Source organism: Microseira wollei NIES-4236 (assembly GCF_020521235.1).
Classification (GTDB): domain Bacteria; phylum Cyanobacteriota; class Cyanobacteriia; order Cyanobacteriales; family Aerosakkonemataceae; genus Microseira; species Microseira wollei.
Genome location: NZ_BLAY01000406.1, coordinates 1 through 2,103, shown reverse-complemented (window position 1 = coordinate 2,103; position 2,103 = coordinate 1). Strand labels below are relative to the sequence as shown.

3 protein-coding genes and 1 pseudogene are annotated in these 2,103 nt (G+C 46.1%); all 4 read left to right on the top strand.

The window, feature by feature from the left end:
* The first annotated feature begins 47 nt into the window (after positions 1-47).
* Entirely contained in the window at positions 48-554 is a 507-nt protein-coding gene (locus MiSe_RS48775; RefSeq protein ID WP_226594712.1) for a hypothetical protein, read from the top strand.
* Between the two features lie 212 nt (positions 555-766).
* Positions 767-982, top strand: coding sequence for a hypothetical protein (locus tag MiSe_RS48770; protein ID WP_226594710.1), 216 nt, complete (start codon positions 767-769; stop codon positions 980-982).
* A 150-nt stretch (positions 983-1,132) separates the two neighbouring features.
* Entirely contained in the window at positions 1,133-1,411 is a 279-nt protein-coding gene (locus tag MiSe_RS48765) for a hypothetical protein (RefSeq protein WP_226594708.1), read from the top strand.
* Positions 1,412-1,414: 3 nt separating this feature from the next.
* Positions 1,415-2,103: pseudogene (locus tag MiSe_RS48760) on the top strand (hypothetical protein); the annotation flags it as partial.

Below are 2,103 nucleotides of genomic sequence, written 5' to 3'. Positions count from 1 at the left end.
GAATTTGAGGAAGTTTTAGCAAAAGTTAGGGAAGGTAAAATTCCATTATGACCCAAGCGATCGACGATATCATTGCCCGCTTTGGGCAACGAGATTGGCGCGGACAAAAAGCGAGGGAAAGCTTTTGGGTACTCAGACCCCAGGGAACGTATAACTACAAAACTTTCTGGCTCACCTATAATCCTTTCACGCAGAAGTTCCAGGTGGTCAAACCCCCAAATCCCGCTGCGCATTACGATATCGCGGTGAAGATTTTGGGGGGGAGCAACCGCCCACGAGAGTTAGGCGCTTGCCCATCAAGAGCGTTTTCCGATCGATTATTCATGCTCGGGGTTCCTAGCATGTTTCCAGTCAAAATTGACAACCTCTGGATCAATCTCGCTTTAATCCGAGTCTTAGAAGTTATCTCCCCAGAAGACGACGAAGAACTGATTGTTAACGTTTATTGGGATAAAGAACACAGCCGTGGATTTTTAGGCACTCCAGCCGAAAAATTGCTGGCCGAATCGAACAAAGCGTGGGAAATTGTTGCTCAACGTTTATCTCAGATATAAACCGCCTGACTCGCTAGACTAACCCGCTAGGGAAACCCCTCTGACTAAGAGGGGTCGCGGATTGGGTTAAACAATCCGCAACTCGCAGCCTTTACACTGAAACAAGCTGAGGCTTTTATTGTTTCACAAGCTGTTCAATTTTACCATTTCACAATCCGCTTCACATTGAATCAAGCCAGCTGGCTTTTGGGGATTCGTAGGATCAGATTGTGATGACTAAAACTGTAATTGCTGGATTGGATGTGGGGAAAAACAGTTCCTGCCTCCTAGGGTGGGACGGGGATTCTCCTATATCAAACCCCAAGGATTTTTTTGATGACTATGCCGAATTTATTTGCTTAACCCCCAATTTTGATAGCGTCAACAAGATTGTATCGCTTAAACCGGATACTGGCCAAATAATTGTATTTTTAGAATACTGGTTCTGACTCGCGAGTCTGGGTTAATAACCTGAGAGACGCGGGTATTGAAGTACACCTGGTTTCCCATAATTTAGTCAAGTACAGTCGCTTAGCTCTGTGTAACTGGAACGACTTTGACGACTTTCACGACGCTGTTGTCTTGCTAGTTTTGGCTGGGTGCGCCTACCAAATTCAGTACAATTAATCAGACAGAAAGAACCGATTATTAAAGAGCTTAGCGATCTTTATTTGTCCGGGGAAAGCTGCAATAAAGTCCTGAATCAACTAATCAACCGCGCGCGCCAAAAGTTACACATTGAAGCACCAGAATTAGACGATATTGACTTTGGCTCCACTAAAAATGGAGAATCATCTCCTTTTTGGGCATCGATTGCCGGTGCGGTAGTGTCGTTGAGGTCGGCGGCGAGATATGCCTTGCGCTTGGCTCAATCGTAAGGATTGGCAGCCAAAAATGGTGGCGACAAACAATTGATTTCCTATGCTAAGTCAATAGTTGAGTGGCAGATGCGTCCCTATCAAATTGACTGCCGAATTAGCCAGATACTTAAACAGCCAAAATTCCCTCGTTACATGGGCATCTTCAAGCAATTTGGTGCTGGTAGCGACACCCAAGCAATCTTGTTAGTTCAGATTTTTCCCTTTGAGCAATTTTTAGGTGATGACGGACAACCGATAATCAAAATTAAGCGCCGGGGAACTAAATCTGGTCGTCCAACTCTAGCGCATATCTCGTGTCGTAAGTTTCATGCTGCGATGGGTATGGCGGCAAATCAAAGAAGTGAGGGGGAGAAAAAGGGCGAATTTATCAGCGGTTCTGGTGGTTGTCGCAGCACTCAAATCGAGACAAATTCACCCAGCAGTTTGAGGAACAAGTTTGGTAAGATGCTGCGACAGTTTCTGGAGCAAGATAAGAATCATCGCGACGAACTGATGCACGGGTTGCTGACGATTCTGACAGACAAAACTACGGGTGCGGAAACTTTGGCGGCCCTGAAACGCGCGTTGATTAAATCGGGGAATCCAATGGCTATTACGATTGCTGCTAGTCTCGAGCAAAAAACTCAAGCTGCCCGGTCTGGTTCGATTCGCCAGCAGCTAAAATTCGCGCTGATTCGGTTGGCGCGCGC